At 51.9% G+C, this 18,967-nt stretch carries 14 protein-coding genes; 9 read left to right on the top strand and 5 right to left on the bottom strand.

Features of this window, described 5'->3' with window-relative positions; translation table 11 throughout:
- Positions 1-3: 3 nt before the first annotated feature.
- From pcnB to thpR, 5 genes are all read right to left on the bottom strand, one after another.
- The gene (pcnB, locus tag BZK40_RS16860; RefSeq protein ID WP_204354956.1) at positions 4-1,401 is read right to left on the bottom strand and encodes a polynucleotide adenylyltransferase PcnB; all 1,398 of its coding nucleotides are present in this window, start codon (positions 1,399-1,401) and stop codon (positions 4-6) included.
- A gap of 71 nt (positions 1,402-1,472) precedes the next feature.
- A complete protein-coding gene (gene gluQRS, locus BZK40_RS16855) occupies positions 1,473-2,369 on the bottom strand; it encodes a tRNA glutamyl-Q(34) synthetase GluQRS (RefSeq protein WP_079934983.1) in 897 nt (298 codons plus the stop codon).
- A gap of 70 nt (positions 2,370-2,439) precedes the next feature.
- Positions 2,440-2,895, bottom strand: a complete 456-nt coding sequence (gene dksA / locus BZK40_RS16850) for an RNA polymerase-binding protein DksA (protein ID WP_003829221.1) — start codon at positions 2,893-2,895, stop codon at positions 2,440-2,442.
- Positions 2,896-3,072: 177 nt separating this feature from the next.
- On the bottom strand, positions 3,073-3,777 hold the full coding sequence (gene sfsA, locus BZK40_RS16845; RefSeq protein WP_008786246.1) for a DNA/RNA nuclease SfsA: 705 nt from the start codon (positions 3,775-3,777) through the stop codon (positions 3,073-3,075).
- A gap of 15 nt (positions 3,778-3,792) precedes the next feature.
- Positions 3,793-4,323, bottom strand: coding sequence for an RNA 2',3'-cyclic phosphodiesterase (gene thpR, locus BZK40_RS16840; RefSeq protein WP_032942390.1), 531 nt, complete (start codon positions 4,321-4,323; stop codon positions 3,793-3,795).
- 73 nt (positions 4,324-4,396) lie between these two features.
- Between thpR and hrpB the strand changes: the two genes are divergently transcribed.
- From hrpB to fhuD, 9 genes are all read left to right on the top strand, one after another.
- Complete coding sequence (gene hrpB, locus BZK40_RS16835) at positions 4,397-6,826, top strand: ATP-dependent helicase HrpB (protein ID WP_172111184.1); 2,430 nt, start codon at positions 4,397-4,399, stop codon at positions 6,824-6,826.
- Between the two features lie 135 nt (positions 6,827-6,961).
- Positions 6,962-9,502, top strand: a complete 2,541-nt coding sequence (gene mrcB, locus BZK40_RS16830; RefSeq protein ID WP_071446615.1) for a bifunctional glycosyl transferase/transpeptidase — start codon at positions 6,962-6,964, stop codon at positions 9,500-9,502.
- A 406-nt stretch (positions 9,503-9,908) separates the two neighbouring features.
- Positions 9,909-10,475, top strand: a complete 567-nt coding sequence (locus tag BZK40_RS16825; protein WP_008786250.1) for a fimbrial protein — start codon at positions 9,909-9,911, stop codon at positions 10,473-10,475.
- A 47-nt stretch (positions 10,476-10,522) separates the two neighbouring features.
- Positions 10,523-11,236: a fimbrial biogenesis chaperone gene (locus tag BZK40_RS16820; RefSeq protein WP_057066634.1), complete on the top strand. Its 714-nt coding sequence runs from the start codon at positions 10,523-10,525 to the stop codon at positions 11,234-11,236.
- Between the two features lie 43 nt (positions 11,237-11,279).
- The gene (locus tag BZK40_RS16815; RefSeq protein ID WP_079934981.1) at positions 11,280-13,766 is read left to right on the top strand and encodes a fimbria/pilus outer membrane usher protein; all 2,487 of its coding nucleotides are present in this window, start codon (positions 11,280-11,282) and stop codon (positions 13,764-13,766) included.
- A 34-nt stretch (positions 13,767-13,800) separates the two neighbouring features.
- Positions 13,801-14,799 (top strand): fimbrial protein, encoded by a 999-nt coding sequence (locus BZK40_RS16810; RefSeq protein WP_253193185.1) that lies wholly within the window; start codon positions 13,801-13,803, stop codon positions 14,797-14,799.
- A 210-nt stretch (positions 14,800-15,009) separates the two neighbouring features.
- Positions 15,010-17,223, top strand: a complete 2,214-nt coding sequence (gene fhuA / locus BZK40_RS16805) for a ferrichrome porin FhuA (protein ID WP_008786254.1) — start codon at positions 15,010-15,012, stop codon at positions 17,221-17,223.
- Positions 17,224-17,270: 47 nt separating this feature from the next.
- Positions 17,271-18,068, top strand: a complete 798-nt coding sequence (gene fhuC, locus BZK40_RS16800; RefSeq protein WP_079934979.1) for a Fe3+-hydroxamate ABC transporter ATP-binding protein FhuC — start codon at positions 17,271-17,273, stop codon at positions 18,066-18,068.
- Complete coding sequence (gene fhuD / locus BZK40_RS16795) at positions 18,068-18,958, top strand: Fe(3+)-hydroxamate ABC transporter substrate-binding protein FhuD (protein ID WP_079934978.1); 891 nt, start codon at positions 18,068-18,070, stop codon at positions 18,956-18,958. Before fhuC ends, fhuD begins: the two co-directional genes overlap by 1 nt.
- Positions 18,959-18,967: the final 9 nt, after the last annotated feature.

Raw genomic sequence — 18,967 nt, 5'->3', positions numbered from 1 at the left:
AGGTCATGCGGAGCCTTCACGGCGTGGCGCGCGTTTACGCGGGCGACGATGGCGACGACGTGTGTCTGGCTCTTCATCCAGCTCGTTCAGCATGCCTTTTTGTTCTGGCGGCGCAGAAACCTGGAATTCACCCCACCATTTCGCCAGTCGCTGCAATTCCGCGTTGTGTTCGACTTCAGCACGCAGCGCTAACAGGTCGTAAGCTGCGCGGAACTTTGGATGCTCCATCAGCTTCCAGGCGCGTTTGCCCTGGCGACGGGACATACGTAACTGCAACTGCCAGATATCGCGGGTCAGTGAGGTCAGACGTTTCGGGATCGCCAGCGAGCGGCAGGCTTCGTCCAGCACGTCGTTCATTGCCAGCGCGAAAGCGTCGTAATAGGCCAGACCGCTTTCTTGCGCAATTTTCTGTGCGGCTTCCAGTAACGGATACCAGAACATGGCAGCAAACAAGAACGCCGGGTTAACGCGCATATCATTGTGAATGCGGTTATCGGTATTCTTCAGTACCTGGGCAATGATGCGTTCCATCGGGCTGTCACCGTCTTCGGTGAAGTAGCGCGTAATGGTTGGGAACAGCGGTTGGAACAGGCTGTACTCACGCAGTTTTTTATAGGTTTCGTACCCATAGCCCGCCTGTAACAGCTTGAGCGCTTCTTCAAACAGGCGTGCAGGAGGAATATCGTTAAGCAAGGTTGCCAGACGTGGGATCGGCTCTGCGGTTTCCGGGCTGATACGCATGTCGAGCTTGGCGGCAAAGCGTACGGCGCGCAGCATGCGCACAGGATCTTCGCGATAGCGCGTTTCCGGATTACCGATCAGGCGAATGATGCCCTCTTCGAGATCCTGCATTCCCCCAACGTAATCACGTACGGTGAAATCGGCCACGCTGTAATACAGGCTGTTAATCGTGAAATCGCGACGCTGTGCATCTTCTTCGATGGAGCCGAAGATGTTGTCACGCAGCAGCATACCGTTTTGCCCGCGCTGCGATGTTGTGCGATCGGATTCGCTGCCTTCATGATGGCCGCGGAACGTCGCCACTTCGATAATTTCAGGGCCGAACATGACATGGGCCAGACGGAAACGGCGACCGACCAGGCGACAGTTACGAAACAGTTTGCGCACCTGATCCGGCGTTGCGTTAGTGGTGACATCAAAATCTTTCGGCTTTTTGCCCAGCAAAAGATCGCGTACACCACCGCCAACCAGCCATGCCTCGTATCCGGCCTTATTGAGCCTGTACATTACCTTCAGGGCATTTTCACTGATATCTTTGCGGGAGATAGAGTGCTGCTCACGCGGAATTACCGTCATATGTGGACGGGCGACGGCGAGCTCAGCCTCGCGCTCCTCGCGGCTTAGCACCTTGCGGCAAAAATTAGCGACTCGGGTAAAAATAGTGCACCTCGGTAGTGTCAAACTTCAATCAGAACAAGTGTTGCTGTGTAAAAATAGCGGCTAATCATAGCTCAGCATGATGCATTTGAGAATGCCGGATTTAAGATCGCCGATTCAGGCACCGCTGTCAGACGCCAATTCTCAACGGCAAACTCCAGGATCTGATCAACCTGCATATCCTGCCACGGGATATCGGCACGCTGGCCGAGAAAGCGCAGCGCGGCAATAATCACCGGACGCGGATCGCCTTGCGGCAGCGCAGGTGCATGATTTTGTTTTGAAAGTTTAGCGCCTTGTTCGTTGAGCGCCAGCGGAAGATGAATATAGTCAGGCGCTTGCCAGCCAAACTGCTGATACAAAGAGATTTGCCGCACCGTGGGTTCGATAAGATCGGCGCCGCGTACAATCTCCGTTACGCCCTGAAAGTGGTCATCAACCACCACGGCGAGGTTATAGGCAAACAGCCCGTCGCGACGGTGAATGATAAAATCTTCGCCTGCAACCTGTGGATCTGCCTGAATTTCACCGCGCAGTTGGTCAGTAAACTGCATCACCGGGTGACGTTGCTTTATGCGGACTGCCGCCTGCTCTGGTCTGAGGCGTAACTCACGGCAGTGGCCGTCATAAATACCGCCGACGCTTTGAATACGCGCCCGCGTACAGGTGCAGTAATAGCTCAGATCCTGTTGATGTAACCAGGCGAGCGCCTCGCGGTAGGCATCATGACGTTGGGATTGCCATAAAATATCGCCATCCCAGTGCAGTCCGTAATGTTCCAGCTGACGCAGAATCGTATCTGCAGCACCGGGAACTTCACGAGGGGGGTCAATATCTTCAATGCGTACTCGCCAGATTCCACGCCGGGCACGAGCCTGCAGGTAACTCCCGAGGGCGGCAATTAGTGAGCCGAAATGCAGTTCGCCGGAAGGGGAAGGGGCGAAGCGGCCAATATAGTGTGAATCGCTCATTTTGCGGACTAACAAATAATAAGGCGGGAGAAGCTCCCGCCTGTAGTAAACGTGGTAAAAATGACCGGAATTAACCTGCCATTTGTTTTTCGCGGATTTCTGCCAGCGTTTTACAGTCGATGCACAGATCGGCTGTCGGACGCGCTTCCAGACGGCGAATACCAATTTCTACGCCGCATGATTCGCAGTAGCCGAAATCTTCGTCTTCTACTTTCTTCAGCGTCTTCTCGATCTTTTTGATCAGTTTGCGCTCACGGTCACGGTTACGCAGCTCAAGGCTGAATTCTTCTTCCTGTGCGGCGCGGTCCACCGGATCAGGGAAGTTAGCCGCTTCGTCTTGCATATGAGTTACGGTGCGATCGACTTCATCCCTAAGTTGATTGCGCCATGCCTCAAGAATACGCCTGAAGTGCGACAGCTGGGCTTCGTTCATATACTCTTCGCCCGGTTTCTCCTGGTACGGCTCCACCCCAGCGATGGCGAGAATACTCAGGGACGATGTTTTACGGTTTTGCCCTTCTTGCATGTTGCTTCTCCTTAACACGCACTATCGATCCCCATGTTCGGGGGAAAAATCAGGTCGCTATAAATAGCAGATGCTTTTCCGGATAGCAATTATCTAAACGTAACACTTGACAACCCTGTGAGGAAAAGCGTATTTGCCCACGCGCCCAGAATACTAATTGACCAGATATTTACACCATTACAAGGTAATGGGCAACGGCTCTTTAAGAGTCATACCGTGGGCAGAAAGTTCCGCTTTATAAACCAGAATTTCAACCCCCTTAAGCTGTGCTTCAACTAATAATTGCGCATATTTTGCATCGATATGGCGCGCGGGTGAAAACCGTGTAATGGCTGAATGTAGCACGGCGAAAAATATCACTGCCCGCTTGCCTTCAGCCGCTACGCTCATCAATTCCCGAAGATGCTTCTGACCTCGTTCAGTGATGGCATCGGGAAAATAACCCTGCTCTTTTTCCGCCAACGTGACTGATTTCACTTCAATATAGCAGTCAGGTCGGGAATCTGCCTGTAACAAAAAGTCGATGCGGCTCCCTTCGGCGCCGTATTTTACTTCACTTTTCAAAGTACTGTAGCCTGAAACTTCCGAAATTAACGCCTGCTGAATCGCCTCTTTCGTTAATCTGTTGGCCCACAGCGTGTTAACACAAATAAATTCACCGGATTGGGTTTGCGTTAATTCCCAGGTATGTGGATATTTGCGTTTAGTATTTTCTGATGTCGAATACCAAACGGTGTCACCTGGCATTGCGCATCCGGTCATCGCACCGGTATTTGGGCAGTGTAGCGTTAACGCTGTGCCATCGGGTGTGATCACATCCGCTAAAAAGCGCTTATAGCGCTGAATGAGCGTTGCAGGTTGTAAAGGTGGAGAAAATTGCATAAGCAGTCCCTTTAATTATTCAGTCAGCGTCCAGCGTTGCAGCGGCGTATAACGCGTGCGTCCTCGTGAAAATGAGGAGGAGTAAAGTGCGAACTCCGTTACCGGAAATGACCAGCCAAAGCCCGGTGGAGGGATTGGAACCGCGTGACCGGCATCGCGCAGCAGCGTGATATGCGGGTGAAACGGCTGCGGGCTTTGATAGCACCCGCTGCGCGCGGCCTGCGCCCGTAGCATATTTGCCAGTTGCAGCAACCCGCGCGGCGGCTGACGCATACCCAGCCACACGACCCTGGAGCGCAGCCATTGCCCGGCATCATCGAATTTGAGCGTGAAACCTGGCTGGCGAATACGCCCCGCGAGCTGCGACAGCGCCTGTTGCTTCTCAGCGCTGACGTCGCCTAAAAAGGCCAGCGTCAGATGCAGATTATCAGCCGCGACGGGGCGACCCGCTTCAGGGGGGAACTGCGCGGCCCGCCAGTGGATTAGCTGCTCCCGAACCCCGGCTGGCAATTCAATCGCAAAGAACAGCCTTTTTGGCTCAGACATGATGGATACTCGGTTATGAATTAACGCGATGCTACAATGCAGCGCGAAGAATGTTAACCCTCTGGAGCCATTTGTGACGTCGTTGCCCGTTGCCGCTGTAGTGCCTGAACTGCTTACCGCCCTTGATGCCTCGCCGCAGGTTCTGCTGACGGCGCCGACCGGTGCCGGGAAATCGACCTGGCTGCCGTTGCGACTTCTTGAGCATCGCGGTATCACGGGGCGGATTATTTTGCTGGAGCCGCGCCGCCTGGCAGCGCGCAATGTGGCGCAACGATTAGCGGAATTGCTGAACGAAAAGCCTGGTGAAACTGTGGGCTATCGCATGCGCGCACAAAGTTGCGTAGGGCCGCAGACCCGGCTGGAAGTGGTAACAGAGGGCGTCCTGACGCGGATGATCCAACGCGATCCTGAACTGACAGGCGTCGGGCTGGTGATCCTCGACGAATTTCACGAACGGAGTTTACAGGCTGATCTGGCGCTGGCGCTATTGCTGGATGTGCAGCAAGGGCTGCGGGACGATCTGAAACTGTTGATTATGTCCGCCACTCTGGATAACGGGCGTTTGCAGCAGATGTTGCCCGATGCGCCGACGATCGTTTCTGAAGGCCGCGCATTTCCCGTTGAGCGGCGGTATCAGCCGTTGGCGGCGCATTTGCGTTTTGATGAAGCGGTGGCGATAGCGACGGCGGAGCTATTGCGCCATGAAGGTGGGTCACTGCTGCTGTTTTTACCGGGTGTGGGCGAAATCCTGCGTGTACAGGAGCAGCTGGCTACGCGTGTAGGCAGCGATGTTGTGCTGTGTCCACTGTACGGCGCGTTAACGCTTTCCGAGCAGCGTCAGGCGATTGTGCCCGCGCCGCAAGGCAAACGCAAAGTGGTGCTGGCCACCAATATTGCTGAAACCAGCTTAACGATCGAAGGCATCCGACTGGTGGTGGACTGCGCCCAGGAACGCGTGGCGCGCTATGACGTGCGTACCGGTCTGACGCGACTGATTACCCAGCGCATCAGCCAGGCTTCGATGACTCAGCGCGCGGGACGTGCGGGTCGTCTGGAGCCCGGTATTTGCCTGCATCTGCTTGCCAAAGAGCAGGCAGAAAGAGCGGCAGCGCATGGGGAAGCGGAGATATTGCAGAGCGATCTGTCCGGGCTACTGATGGAGTTGCTGCAATGGGGATGTACCGAACCTGAACAACTGAACTGGCTGGATACGCCGCCCGCCATCAATCTGCAGGCGGCAAAACGGCTGTTGCAGATGTTGGGCGCGCTTGAGGACGACAGGCTCAGTGCTCGCGGACAGAAAATGGCGGCATTGGGTAACGATCCTCGTTTAGCGGCGATGCTGGTCGGTGCCAAAAATAATACCGAAGCGGCTACGGCGGCAAAACTGGCCGCGATTCTGGAAGAGCCGCCGCGCGGCGGAAGTACCGATCTGACCGTGGCGTTTTCACGAAATCAGCCCGCCTGGCAGCAGCGCAGTCAACAGTTGCTGAAACGGCTTAACGTTAGCAGCGGGCAGCCCGACAGCACGCTGCTCCCCTCATTGCTGGCGCGGGCGTTTGCCGATCGGATCGCGCGTCGACGCGGGCAGGAAGGGCGCTATCAGCTGGCGAATGGCATGGGTGCCATGCTGGATGCCGATGATGCCTCAGGACGCCATGAATGGTTGATAGCGCCACTTTTGTTGCAGGGCAGCGCTTCGCCAGACGCGCGTATCTTGCTGGCTCTGCCGCTGGATATCGTGTCGCTGATGCAGGCATGTCCTGAGCTGCTGCAACAGTCCGACACCATCGAATGGGATGAAACCCAGGGAACGTTAAAGGCATTGCGTCGGTCGCGCATTGGTCAGCTCACGGTAAAAGTACAGCCATTGGCCAAACCCTCGGAAGAGGAGTTGCATCAGGCGATGTTGAATGGCATTCGCGATAAAGGGCTAAGTGTGCTCAACTGGACGCCGGAAGCCGAGCAGTTTCGACTGCGTCTGCAATGTGCGGCAAACTGGTTGCCAGAATACGACTGGCCCGCGGTAGATGAGGATTCTCTGCTGGCGTCGCTGGAGACCTGGCTGCTGCCGCACATGAGCGGTGTGCACTCGTTACGCGCATTAAAAGCACTCAATGTGGGACAGGCGTTGCGCAGTTTACTGGACTGGTCAATGTTGCAACGTCTGGATAGTGAGCTGCCTGCGCATTACACTGTGCCGACGGGAAGCCGGATTGCCATTCGCTATCATGAGGATAATCCTCCAGTATTGGCGGTTCGGATGCAGGAAATGTTTGGTGAAGCAAAGACTCCAACCATTGCCCAGGGGCGCGTGCCGCTGGTGCTGGAGCTGCTGTCTCCGGCCCAAAGACCGCTACAGGTGACGAGCGATCTGAGCGCGTTCTGGCAGGGATCGTACCGTGAGGTGCAAAAAGAGATGAAAGGGCGTTATCCCAAACATGTCTGGCCGGACGATCCGGCGAATACCGCGCCAACGCGGCGCACCAAAAAGTATTCGTAATGTAACTGTAGGCCGGATAAGGCGTTATGCCGCATCCGGCGAAAGAGCGGTAATAATTGAGAGATTTCTTCTTCTGTCGCAGGACGGAAGAACAGAGAATCGGGCCCTTGCGCCTGAATGTTGCGGAGAAAAAGCATGGCGGGGAATGACCGCGAGCCAATTGGACGTAAAGGGAAACCCTCGCGTCCGGTGAAACAAAAGGTGAGCCGTCGTCAACTCAGAGATGAAGAGTATGACGACGATTATGATGATGATGACTATGAGGATGAAGAACCGATGCCGCGTAAGGGTAAAGGCAAAGGGCGTAAGCCTCGTGGTAAGCGCGGCTGGTTCTGGCTGCTGGTAAAACTGTCGATTGTCTTTTTGGTGCTGATCGCCATTTACGGCGTTTATCTGGACCAAAAAATCCGTAGCCGTATTGATGGCAAAGTCTGGCAGCTTCCTGCGGCAGTTTATGGCCGTATGGTTAACCTTGAGCCAGAAATGCCTATCGGCAAAAACGAGATGGTGAAGCTGCTGGAGGCCACGCAGTATCGTCAGGTGACGAAGATGACGCGTCCGGGCGAATTTACCGTGCAGGCGAAGAGCATCGAGATGATTCGTCGTCCGTTTGACTTCCCGGACAGTAAAGAAGGGCAGGTGCGTGCGCGTCTGACCTTTGACGGCGATCATCTGGACACCATCGAGAATATGGATAACAACCGCCAGTTCGGTTTCTTCCGTCTCGATCCGCGTCTGATCACCATGCTCTCTTCACCTAACGGTGAGCAGCGCCTGTTTGTTCCGCGTAGCGGCTTCCCGGATCTGCTGGTGGACACGCTGCTGGCGACCGAAGATCGTCATTTCTATGAGCATGATGGTATCAGTCTCTATTCCATTGGCCGTGCGGTGCTGGCGAACCTGACAGCTGGTCGTACGGTACAGGGGGCCAGTACGCTGACTCAGCAGCTGGTGAAAAACCTGTTCCTGTCCAGCGAACGTTCCTACTGGCGTAAGGCCAACGAAGCCTATATGGCGCTGATCATGGATGCGCGTTACAGCAAAGACCGCATTCTTGAGCTGTACATGAACGAAGTTTATCTCGGCCAAAGCGGTGATAACGAGATTCGCGGCTTCCCGCTGGCGAGCCTCTATTATTTCGGTCGTCCGGTAGAAGAGCTGAGCCTCGACCAGCAGGCGCTGCTGGTGGGGATGGTTAAAGGGGCGTCGATCTACAACCCGTGGCGTAACCCGAAACTGGCGCTGGAGCGTCGTAACCTGGTTCTGCGTTTGCTGCAACAGCAGCAGATTATCGACCAGGATCTGTATGACATGCTGAGTGCGCGTCCGTTAGGCGTACAGCCGCGTGGTGGGGTGATCTCCCCGCAGCCTGCCTTTATGCAGATGGTGCGTCAGGAGCTCCAGGCGAAGCTGGGCGATAAAGTTAAAGATCTCTCCGGCGTGAAGATTTTCACCACCTTTGATTCCGTGGCGCAGGACGCCGCAGAAAAAGCGGCGGTGGAAGGCATTCCTGTACTGAAGAAACAGCGTAAGCTGAGCGATCTGGAAACCGCGATTGTGGTTGTTGACCGCTTTAGCGGCGAAGTTCGCGCCATGGTCGGCGGAGCAGAACCGCAGTTTGCGGGCTATAACCGTGCGATGCAGGCGCGTCGTTCGATTGGTTCTCTGGCCAAGCCTGCGACCTATCTGACCGCGCTCAGCCAGCCGAAGTTGTACCGCTTGAATACCTGGATTGCCGATGCGCCGATTGCGCTGCGTCAGCCGAACGGCCAGGTGTGGTCACCGCAGAACGATGACCGTCGCTATAGCGAAAGCGGTAAAGTGATGCTGGTGGATGCGTTAACGCGTTCAATGAACGTGCCAACGGTAAATCTGGGGATGGCGCTGGGCCTGCCTGCTGTAACCGATACCTGGTTGAAGCTGGGGGCGCCGAAAGATCAGCTTAACCCGGTTCCCGCCATGCTGCTGGGGGCGTTGAACCTGACGCCAATTGAAGTGGCGCAGGCATTTCAGACTATCGCCAGCGGCGGGAACCGCGCGCCGCTGTCGGCGCTGCGTTCGGTGATTGCCGAAGATGGAACCGTACTGTACCAGAGTTTCCCACAGGCCGAGCGTGCCGTTCCGGCGCAGGCAGCGTATATGACGCTGTGGACTATGCAGCAGGTGGTTCAGCGTGGTACGGGTCGCCAGCTTGGCGCGAAGTATCCGGGTCTGCATCTGGCAGGGAAAACCGGGACCACCAACAACAACGTGGATACCTGGTTTGCTGGGATCGACGGCAGCCAGGTGACCATTACCTGGGTGGGCCGCGATAATAACCAGCCAACCAAGCTGTACGGTGCCAGCGGCGCGATGTCGATTTATCAGCGTTATCTGGCCAACCAGACGCCAACACCGCTGGTGTTGACGCCGCCGGAGGATGTGGTGGATATGGGCGTAGACTACGACGGTAACTTCGTTTGTAGCGGCGGGATGCGCACGCTTCCTGTATGGACCACCGATCCGGATTCACTGTGTCAGCAAGGTGAGATGCTGCAGCAGTCGGGTAATCCGTTCGATCAATCTTCTCAGCAGCCGCAGCAACAGCAGCCTCAACAGCAGCAACCGCCGCAGCAAGAGAAGAAGGACGGCGATGGCGTAGCCGGTTGGATTAAAGAGATGTTTGGTAGTAATTAATTCAGTAGTAAATTAGACCTAAACACCCGCTATTAGCGGGTGTTTTTATTTCTGGGTAAAATGAGTTTTATTTTTCCATGATGTAATTGTATTGATTTAATTTTAATTAAGAACAGATTAAGTAAAATAAATGTTTGCAAAAAACATTGGAAATTAAATAGTTAACTTCTTTTATGATGTGTGAAAAATTGCAGGCTATAGACAGTCTCTCCGGTGGTTTGATTTAATCCGCGAGTGAACACTATACACGATTCATTGTATTGATTTGATGAAGGGATTTCAGAAGATCATGTTTTTTGCATATCTTTATTCTTTTCTCTCCGTGCTCACCCTCAATATTTCTCACCAGTAATTTATTATTGGCAATGGGACTTTGTCATTCAATCGTTCTGATTAAGGGATTCTAATGAATAAAAAGCTTCTTACTGTGCTGATGGCCGGAAGCCTGATTGCCGCTGTAAATACTTCTGCATTTGCAGAAGATACGGGTAAGGTAGAGTTTTCTGGCCGTATTGTTGCCGACACTTGCGTTATTGATGTCGATGGCGCAGGAGCAAATACCGTGGTTACTTTTGCGGATGCTTATCCGGATAATTTTGATGGTGATGGGACCCCTGGCCCGACAAAAGATTTCCAGATTTCTCTGGCTAAATGTGACCCTGCCATAGCAAGTTTAAACCTGAGGTTCAGTGGTGACACTACTGACGGCGAGAATTTACGCCTGAAGAACGACCTTAGTGATGCGAGTGCTGCAACAAATGTAGGTATTACCGTAACCAATAATAATGGTGGTAATACTGACGTTGTGTTTGATGACTCCGTTCCGGTATCAACCACGGATGTGGTGAATACTGGCGATGAAGCAACACCTTCTATTTTCAACTATACCGCGAAAGTGATTCAGATTGGTGATGAAAAACCGACTGCAGGTAAATATCACGCCTCCGCGAATTTTACCGTGTTCTATCGTTAAGTATGACAGGCAGCCCTTCAGGGCTGCCTGACCAGGGAGTATTGCGGGTGAAATTATATGCGCGAATTTGTTTTGCCATCATTGGGCTTATTGCCATAAATGCACAGGCCAGCATTGTCCTGGGAGGAACTAGAATCATTTACCCGGAGAATAAAAAAGAAGTACAGATATCTATTAAGAATAAAGAAGATGCCAATAAATATCTGATACAAAGCTGGGTAACAAAGACAGATAACACAAAAGCGCCTTTTATTATCACTCCGCCGATTTATAAAATGGACGCTAATGGCCAGGCTCTGCTGCATATCGTCTTTATTGGCGATAAAGGATCGCTACCACAAGACCGTGAATCGATGTTTGTTGCCAACTTTAAATCTGTTTCGGCTATGCCTGATGAATTAAAAGATAAAAATACGTTGCAGTTTGCGATGAAAACACAGCTGAAACTTTTTTGGCGGCCAGTGGGTCTTAAAGAATCGGCCGCTGTCGGTGCGTGGGAAAAATTACGGTTTAGCCGTCAGGGTTCTCAATTAACCGCAAAAAATCCAACGCCATTTCATATTTCGTTATTAGAACTCTCTGTTGGCGGAAAGCAGGTAAAACCTCTCGCAGACAGTTCTGTACCTGAGTCATTGTCAATGACGGTTCCTCCCTTTGGGGAACAGATATTTTCAATACCTGCAGCTGCAGTAGGTGATGTGTCATGGGCTGCAGTGAATGACTATGGTGCTGCAACGGTGAAAAAGCGCCAACAACTATAAACGCAATGACGCGTATGGGTAAAAATTAAAGGGACTTTATTATATGCAGCCTTATCCTTTGCGATCTTGCCGACTCTTTTTGCTCAACAGCATTACGCTGGCATTATGCTCATTTTTGCACCCAGCGAGTGCTGAAGATGAATTCAATTTGCATATTCTGGAACTCGGTACACCGTTAGAGAATACGTCAATACTGGAAACCTTTTTGCAAAATAATGGGTTACAACCAGGGACTTATTTGACTGAAGTGATGTGGGATTATGATCGCATTGATAAGCGAAATATTACTTACGTACTATCACAGGATAAGACGCAATTACTCCCGCAGTTCAGCAAAGGGGATCTCAGAGAGCTGGGGGTGAAGGTCGATAGCCTTCCCGGCTTGAAATCATTGGCTGATACGGCTCCAGTTGGCGACATCGCCCAGTACATATCGGGAGCAAAGTTTGATTTTCAACTCGATAGCCAAACTCTTTTCGTGCGGATCCCGCAAATTTATCGCGACCAGCAAGTCGCTGGCGCTATCCCTATTAAAGACTGGGACGATGGCATTCCTGCGGCATGGAGCAGCTATTACATTAGCGGCAACCGCCAGCAAGTAAATGGCGAGAACGATAACTCGAACTGGGCAAGCCTTAATTCCGGTCTAAATCTTGGCGCCTGGCGGCTTCGTAATTCAAGTACCTACAGCAATTCGGATGGCTGGGATGCGATCAGCACCACGCTGGAGCGGGATATTAAATTTCTGCAAAGTCAGCTTGAAATTGGCCAGACATATACCAACGGCGAACTGTTTGACAGCGTACAGATGACAGGGGTGAAGCTGGAAACCGATACCAGCATGTTACCCAATAGCTTACAAGGGTTTGCGCCTGTTGTGCGCGGAATTGCCAATAGCGATGCAAAAGTAACGATTAAGCAAAATGGCTACACGATATATCAGACTTATGTCTCCAGCGGCCCCTTTGAAATCAGAGACCTCAGTCAGGTAACAGCAGGGTCAGATCTACAAGTTACCGTTAAAGAGGCTGATGGAAGCGAGCATTCGTTTATTCAGGCAAGCGCTTCGGTACCCATCTTACAGCGTGAAGGTGCGCTGAAATATAGCCTTGCTGGTGGAAAATACCGTGATAGCGATAACGGCGAGGAACCTGGGTTTGGTCAGGCGACGGTAATCTACGGCATGCCTCATGGCATTACGCTGTATGGCGGAGTGCTCGAAGCATCAATTTACCGTGCCGGTCTGGTCGGGGCGGGGGCCGATCTCGGTGAGCTTGGTTCTGTGTCTGTAGATGTTACTGCGGCCAGAACCCAGTTTGACGATGGGCGTGGTAATGCCAACGGTTTATCCTGGCGTGCACAATATTCCAAAGACTTTTCTGCAACAGATACCACGGTGACGCTGGCCAGTTACCGTTATTCCACTTCTGGTTTTTATACCTTCCAGGAAGCTCTCGATCAGCGCGATAGGGGCGAAGATGATGGAATTTACAATTACCGTAAAACGAACAATCGTCGTAGCCGTTTACAGTTGAGTATGTCGCAATCATTGGGCTCTGTAGGGTCTGTGTATATCAATGGTTATCAACAAGATTACTGGGATATGAGTGGGCATGAGCGCAGTGCCAGTATGGGATTCAGCTCCAGTTGGCAGGACATCACCTGGTCTGTGAACTATAGCCTGACAAAAACACCAAACAGCGATAATGACCAGCAGGTTGCATTTTCCGTCAATATTCCTTTGTCACGTTGGCTGTCAAACAGTTGGGCGACCTACAACCTAAACAGCGCTAAAAATGGCAATACCGTGCATCAGGTTGGGATTGGCGGGACTGCGCTGGAAGATAACAACTTAAGTTATAACCTGCAGCAAAGCTATACCGATCACGATACTGGATATGGTGCGAGCATGACGGGGCGTTATCGTGGCTCATACGGTGAAATTGGGGCGAACTATAGCTATGCCAAAGATAGCAAACAGTGGAACTACAGCGCGCAAGGATCCGTCGTCGCACATCCTTATGGTATTACGCTGGGGCAATCTGTCCAGGATGCTTTTGCTATTGTCCATATTGACGAGGGAGCAGATGTTAAAGTCCAGAATATGCAAGGTATTTACACTGACTACTGGGGAAATGCGGTCGTACCATATCTAACTAATTATCGTCGTAATACCGTCACGGTGAACAGCGGGGAACGCGACGATCTGGATATCGAAAAACCGGCCAAAGATGTCGTACCTACGAAAGGGGCAGTTGTCGCAGCTAATTTCTCTGCCCGCCAGGGTATTCGCGCCTTATTAACACTTCACCATGGATCGAGTTTTGTGCCTTTCGGCGCGGTACTGTCAATTGAGGGGGGCTCCTCAATAGTCGGAGATGGTGGCGAAGTTTATCTGACCGGTTTGAAAGGTAATGTACCGTTTAAAGTACAGTGGGGTAGTGCTCCAGAACAGCGCTGTGAAGGAAATGCGCAGATCCCAGACGATATCGAGTCCTCTATTTACCAGGCTGCGGTTGAGTGTCGATAGTGTAAAGGGAAAACATAAAATGGACTGTGGGAATATGAATAATTATATGATTTTTAGATTGATTCTATGTTGCGGTCTATTGTTCGCACAGCAATCAGTTCAGGCATCCTGCAAAATTGAGAATGATGCGTCGCCGTCAACCTCTACGTTCAATATGCCGTCGTTTACGGTAAATGCGGACGCCGCTCCAGGTACGATCATTGCAACCCAGGAAGTGACTGGCGATCTTATTAAAGTCGTGGACTGTACAGATAATGGCGATATCTATACAGGCTATACCGTATTCACGAGTAGCGATGCCCGCACGGATAATCCCCTTAGCCGCGTTTATCAAACAAATGTTCCGGGAATAGGTTTTCGGGTCGCCTGGGTTAAAGATAACGCTTCCGCCCTAACAGAAGGTTCGGTGGTTACCCCTATGCATCTAGGGACGTCAAAAACAACCCACTTAAGTGACTATAGTATTCAGTCACGTGCGAGAGCTGAATTTGTCGTCACTGGTGTTGTGCAGTCAGGAGTTATTGACGTCAACATGCTCAATGCGGACTGGATTTATGATTCGCAGGTTATTGCTCAAATTCGCTTTGCGCCAATAGTTATTAACGTTACTGCTAACACCTGCAATTTAGTTGAAAAAAATATCACAGTGCCGCTTAAGAGAATCATGACTAGCGATATTGTGGACGGTTATTCCGATGTTGTATCTGATGATAGTTTCAAGATTCAGCTGGAACAGTGTGTCGCGGGCATCAAACTTGATTATAAATTCACCACTGCCGGTTCAACTGGCGTGAGTGGCAATAGCGACATCCTGGAGATCGCCAGTGGTAATGACGCGGCCGAAGGGGTCGGATTACAAATCCTCGACAGCAACAATAATGTGCTGAAATTTGATCAAGATTACAACGCGGTAGCGCAAACAACCGATAGGCAGTCTGTCACTATCCCTTTGAAAGCGAGATATGTACAAACAGGCACTGTAAAAGCGGGAAAGGTTGACTCTGTTGCGACATTTAGCGTTTTTTACCGCTAGCCAAAAATAGCCTGTGTATTTGCAGGCTTTTCTTTTAAACATTCCAGCCTAATTTATTAACCCTTTCTTTTCATCTGGTTATTTCTTAACCCCTCAGTTTTAGTAGGGACGCGTATTGCTTGCTATCTCGCCAGAGTTTCGAATATTATGCTGCCGTTATAATAATAATTCTCGTTTACGTTATCATTCACTTTAATCAGAGAAATACCAATGGCGCGTCTTAAAACTGCTCAGCCAAGTTCATCACTGCGTAAAATCGCAGTAGTGGTAGCCACAGCGGTTAGCGGCATGTCTGTCTATGCACAGGCGGCGGTTGACCCGAAAGAAGAAACCATCACCGTAACTGCTGCACCTGCCGCACAAGAAAGCGCATGGGGACCGTCCCCAACCATCGCTGCGAAGCGGTCTGCCACTGCAACCAAGACCGATACGCCTATCGAAAAGACCCCGCAATCTGTTTCGGTAGTGACGCGTGAAGAGATGGACACCAAACAGCCCGCGACGGTGAAAGAAGCGATTGCTTACACGCCGGGTGTTTTTGCCACGCGTGGTAGTTCAACTACCTATGATGTGGTGACAATTCGAGGTTTCACTGCGCCAACCACCGTCAATACCAACCAGTATCTTGATGGGATGAAACTTCAGGGAAATAACTACTCTGAAGTATCAATGGACCCATATTTTCTGGAACGCGTAGAAGTCATGCGTGGGCCAACATCTGTATTGTACGGTAACAGTAACCCTGGCGGCATTGTAAGCATGGTAAGCAAGCGTCCGACCACTGAACCTCTGAAAGAAATTCAGTTCAAAATGGGGACTAACAACCTCTGGCAAACCGGTTTCGATTTCAGCGATGCTATTGATGATGACGGTGTGTGGTCATACCGTTTAACGGGATTAGGCAACAGCCAGAATTCTCAGCAGGAAATGTCAAAATCAACGCGTTACGCTGTTGCGCCTGCGTTTAGCTGGCGTCCTGATGATAAAACAGATTTCACCTTCCTTAGTAACTTCCAAAACGATCCGTACGCGGGTTATTACGGTTGGTTGCCGCGTGAAGGTACGCTTGTCCCTTACTACGATGCGAACGGTAATCCGCACAAGTTGCCAACTGATTTCAATGAAGGCGAAGACGATAACAAGATGGCGCGTCGTCAGAAAATGGTAGGCTACAACTTCTCGCATGCCTTGAACGATACCTTCACTGTGCGCCAGAATCTGCGATATGACCGTGTGAAAACACTCTACCGTTCCGTGTATGGCTACGGCTACATTGCCCCTGGCAAAATTAATCGCCAGTACGTGCGTTCTGACGAAGATCTCAGTGCATTCACTGTCGACACCCAGCTTCAGTCTGCTTTCGCCACCGGCGATGTGGAACATACTCTGCTGACAGGTGTTGATTATTCGCGCATGCGTAACGACGTGAATGCACTTTATGGCTCCGCAGATCCACTGGATATGAATAACCCGCAGTACGGTAATCCGAATATTGATGTCAGCGGACCGTATGCGAAGTACGCCGTGCTGAACCGTATGGAGCAGACCGGACTTTATGCCCAGGACCAGATGGAATGGGATAAGTGGGTGCTGACGCTGGGTGGTCGTTATGATTACGCAACAACCTCTACGTTGACTCGCTCCAGTAATACTCTGGCCGAAGTTAACGATCAACAGTTTACCTGGCGCGGTGGTGTTAACTACCTGTTTGATAACGGAATTTCGCCATACTTTAGCTATAGCGAATCTTTCGAACCGACATCAGGTTCAACGAAAGAAGGAAAACCGTTTGATCCGTCACGCGGTAAGCAGTACGAAGCTGGCGTGAAATATGTGCCGAAGGATATGCCTGTCGTGCTGACAGCTGCGGTTTATCAGCTGACGAAAGACAAAAATCTGACCGCAGACCCGAACGATCCAACTGGGCTGTACAGCGTTCAGAGCGGCGAAATTCGTTCTCGTGGTGTTGAGCTGGAGGCTAAAGCTGCGGTCAATGCCAACGTTAACATTACGGCGGCATACAGCTATACGGATGCGGAATATACCGAGGACACCATCTTCAAAGGCAAGCGTCCGGCAGAAGTACCTCGTAATCAGGCTTCTTTATGGACCGATTATACGTTCTATGAAACGGCACTTAGCGGTTTGACTCTTGGCGCAGGGGTGCGTTACACCGGTTCAACGGTGAGTTACTACAAAAACGATGCGGCGAAGAAGAACGACTCCTTTAACGTTGGTGGCTATACTGTTGCCGACGCGATGGTGAAATACGATCTGGCTCGTTTCGGCATGGCGGGTTCGTCTGTTGCGGTGAACGTTAACAACCTGTTTAATCGCGAATACGTTTCCAGTTGCTACAGCGAATACGCATGTTACTGGGGCGCAGAACGTCAGGTCGTTGCAACTGCAACCTTCCGTTTCTAATTTCTCTTTGGGCACGCTTTGCGTGCCCGTTTTACAAGTTGGCTGCTATGCAGGAAAACAGATCCCATCCCGACACCACTTTTGCGTTGCGTAATGTCTCCTTTAGTGTGCCTGGCCGCACGCTTTTGCATCCTCTCTCATTAACTTTTCCTGTAGGGAAAGTGACGGGTCTTATCGGCCACAACGGTTCCGGTAAATCGACATTATTGAAAATGCTGGGACGTCATCAGCCGCCGTCAGAAGGTGAAATCCTGCTCGACGAACAGCCGCTGGAGAGCTGGAGTAGTAAAGCGTTTGCCCGCAAGGTCGCCTATCTGCCGCAACAGCTGCCGCAGGCAGAAGGGATGACCGTACGCGAACTGGTGGCGATTGGTCGTTATCCGTGGCACGGGGCGCTGGGGCGTTTTGGCGTTGCCGACAGAGAGAAGGTAGAAGAAGCAATTTCGCTGGTAGGTTTAAAGCCGCTGGCGCACCGTCTGGTCGATAGCCTGTCCGGTGGGGAACGCCAACGCGCGTGGATTGCCATGCTGGTGGCACAGGACAGCCGCTGTCTGCTGCTTGATGAACCAACTTCCGCGCTGGATATCGCCCATCAGGTTGACGTGCTGGCGCTGGTGCACCGCTTAAGCCAGCAGCGCGGGCTGACGGTGGTTGCGGTGCTGCATGATATCAATATGGCGGCCCGTTACTGCGATTACCTCGTTGCGCTGCGCGGCGGTGAGATGATTTCTCAAGGAACGCCTGCTGAACTGATGCGCAGTGAAACTCTGGAACAAATTTACGGTATCCCGATGGGCATTTTGCCGCATCCGGCCGGTGCCGCACCCGTGAGTTTTGTCTATTAATGATCGGATTACATCATATTACCCGTCGGCGGCTGCTTACGGCGATGGCGCTGTCGCCTCTGCTGTGGCGGATGAATACGGCGCACGCCGCGGCGGTTGATCCCCAGCGCATTGTCGCGCTGGAATGGCTGCCGGTAGAGCTGCTGCTGGCGCTGGGTATTACGCCGTATGGCATCGCAGACATCCCTAACTACAAGCTGTGGGTCAGTGAGCCTCCTCTGCCGGACTCGGTAATTGATGTCGGGCTACGTACGGAACCCAATCTCGAACTGCTGACCGAAATGAAGCCCTCGTTTCTGCTCTGGTCGGCAGGCTATGGTCCTTCCCCTGAAAAGCTGGCGCGGATTGCACCTGGCCGGGGATTTAACTTCAGCGATGGCAAAAAGCCGCTGGTCGTTGCGCGACAGTCGCTGCAGGAAATGGCGCAATTGTTCAATCTGCAAGCCTCTGCTGAACGCCATTTGACTGAGTACGATCGTTATATCGCCAGCCTGAAACCGCGCTTTATGCAACGCGGCGCGCGTCCCGTGCTCCTGACATCCTTGCTTGATTCGCGACATATGCTGGTGTTTGGCTCAAACAGCCTGTTCCAGGACGTACTGGACAAATATGGGATCCCTAACGCCTGGCAGGGAGAAACAAACTTCTGGGGCAGCACTGCCGTGAGTATTGACCGTCTGGCTGCTTATAAGGATGTCGATGTGCTGTGCTTTGATCACGGCAACGATAAAGAGATGGCTGCGCTGATGTCTACGCCATTATGGCAGGCGATGCCGTTTGTCCGTGGCGGACGTTTTCAACGTGTGCCTGCCGTTTGGTTCTATGGCGCAACGCTATCGGCCATGCATTTTGCCCGTATTCTGGATAATGCGTTGGGAGGCAAAGCGTGAGCAGGAAAC

The sequence above is a fragment of the Citrobacter portucalensis genome (assembly GCF_002042885.1).
Taxonomy (GTDB): domain Bacteria; phylum Pseudomonadota; class Gammaproteobacteria; order Enterobacterales; family Enterobacteriaceae; genus Citrobacter; species Citrobacter portucalensis.
The sequence above is the reverse complement of the archived record's forward strand: the minus strand, read 5'-3'. Positions and strand labels throughout refer to the sequence as shown.